This window comes from Mycobacterium sp., from assembly GCF_047975165.1.
In the GTDB taxonomy this organism is placed as follows: Bacteria; Actinomycetota; Actinomycetes; order Mycobacteriales; family Mycobacteriaceae; genus Mycobacterium.
In genome coordinates this window covers 1-1,897 of sequence record NZ_JBKECZ010000168.1, presented here as the reverse complement: position 1 = coordinate 1,897, position 1,897 = coordinate 1, and the positions used below count along the sequence as shown (strand labels likewise).

The following is a 1,897-nucleotide window of genomic DNA, read 5'->3' as shown; positions in this document are numbered from 1 at the left end:
TTGCATCATATACAATCTCTTCAAAGTGTAGGGGGGTGTTGGTTGTTAGTTCCCCACCTAATGAGATAGAGTGTCTTGTAGCTAATACTTCAATTGCTACCTTAGAATCTTTATCTTGTTCTAGTGCTTTTTCTAAGATTACTTCTCCAATGTAGTCAGCAAATCTATCTGGGTGCCCTTGTCCCACTAATTCTATACAGTTATTAAAATCTTTATGTCTCATAATTAACTAAACGATACGCTTCTCCTATATTCTTCATCTGTTATTTTAAGTTCTTCTAACTCTTTGTCTATTTCTTGTTGAATAGATTCTTCTATTACAACATCTGTCACGAATGGTACATTCTCTAAATGTTCCACTTCTACAGGTAGAGAATTCTTAAACTCTTCTAAGATCTCTCCTGCAATAATACTTTCTATTAGGGTGTGGCAGTCTCCTGCTTCCCCAATCTCTCTTTTCAGCTCTTCTACTGATACTTCTACTTCTCACTCTTCTGGTAGGTAGTAGTTCATCTCTACTTGATGCAGAGTATCTACAAATTTATAAAGAATAGGTTCACTCATATATTCTATTCTTGCTAAAACTTTTGTTGTTCTCATTTCTCTCTCCTTTTTTATTACGTACTTATTATAACACAAAGTTATTTATTTGTGCAATTTTTTTTCAATTTTAATCTTATTCTTCCAAAGATTCTTTTCCCATTCACCACAGGGTTCTTCATTTCAATAGGAGTAAATCATTCTTTATACTCTCTATCAAATATACCAACTGTAGCTCATATATCATCAATAGGTTCTAAGTGTTTAATGTTATTAATATACTTCCACCCATTATCAGCGATTAGGATCTCTCTCTCTCTCTCTCTCTCTCTCTCTCTAGTTAGGAATTCTAATTCCTTCTTTTCAAACTTGATAAAGTTAGAGTGGTACCTTATACTTATCTTCTTATCATTGTTTTTTCAACTAAAACTTTTTGTTTTAGATCAATCACTAATCTCTCATAGTGGTTTAAAATATACTGATATGATACTAAGATAGATGTTCATAAATAATCACTTGTATGTCTTACCTTCTTCTGCATCATTAATAAGTTTTTGTGCCAATGGTTTCCATAGGGAGAAAGGGGGGTTGGTGATTACATATTCATAATCATCAAATTCCAAATCTAAGAAAGACGCTTTAGTTATATCTGATAGTGTAATATCAGCTTCAGGTCATCATTCCTTCATCACTATATAAATCTCACTATCTCTAGTATCACACGGTAGCAACACCTTCTTGTGATTAAGATCTTCCTTTATGTAAGAAAGAAAATCTTCTGCATTCTTTCTTGTTGTATAGAATTCATCATTCTTATTTGCTTTCGCTTTGTTTAATGTTTTTACATTATTTTTTCTTGGCATACCTTCTATACTCTTCTTCTCACTCTTGAATTAATTCTTGTGTGATCATAATAACTCCTGAATGAGATTCTTCAACTAATTGTCTATAGTCAACATATTCTTCCATTGTGATCTCAGTATCCCTTACAATATCTTGGTAGGTAAGGTGGAGTTCTAGGTGGGTGTAGTCTTCTAATAATGTCCTAAGAGCTCTTACTTGTCTCTCTAATGTTATTATCTTTTCTTTATCTGTCATTAATATCCCCACTTGATTGCTCTAAATAGATCTTCCAACACATTAACTACAATAGAGTTTCCTGCTAATTTGTATTGTGCTGATTTTGCAGTAATGATCTCAAATATTAAAGAGATATCTATATCACTCATTCCCATTAATCTTAGGGCTTCTCTTTGAGTAAGTTTTCTAATTCTAATTGGGAAAAAGTTATCTAAATCTGTCTCTAAAGTTTCTTCAATACTTAACTCTCCACGAGTTGTGATAGTCCCAACAATTT

General features: G+C 32.4%; 4 protein-coding genes. All 4 read right to left on the bottom strand.

From position 1 onward, the window contains the following. Positions 1 to 223: S-adenosylmethionine synthetase N-terminal domain-containing protein (locus ACK5M9_RS15950; protein WP_416894116.1), on the bottom strand; the 223-nt coding region annotated here is incomplete at its 3' end. 994 nt (positions 224 to 1,217) lie between these two features. Next, complete coding sequence (locus tag ACK5M9_RS15945; RefSeq protein ID WP_416894115.1) at positions 1,218 to 1,403, bottom strand: adenine-specific methyltransferase EcoRI family protein; 186 nt, start codon at positions 1,401 to 1,403, stop codon at positions 1,218 to 1,220. A 19-nt stretch (positions 1,404 to 1,422) separates the two neighbouring features. Further along, entirely contained in the window at positions 1,423 to 1,638 is a 216-nt protein-coding gene (locus ACK5M9_RS15940; RefSeq protein WP_416894114.1) for a hypothetical protein, read from the bottom strand. Then, positions 1,638 to 1,897: DNA cytosine methyltransferase (locus ACK5M9_RS15935; protein ID WP_416894113.1), on the bottom strand; the 260-nt coding region annotated here is incomplete at its 5' end. The genes ACK5M9_RS15935 and ACK5M9_RS15940, both read right to left, overlap by 1 nt.

Excerpts from the sequence above, each read along its gene's own strand:
- ACK5M9_RS15945 (WP_416894115.1), bottom strand. The coding sequence starts at position 1,403 with ATGCCAAGAAAAAATAATGTAAAAACATTAAACAAAGCGAAAGCAAAT.
- ACK5M9_RS15940 (WP_416894114.1), bottom strand. The coding sequence starts at position 1,638 with ATGACAGATAAAGAAAAGATAATAACATTAGAGAGACAAGTAAGAGCT.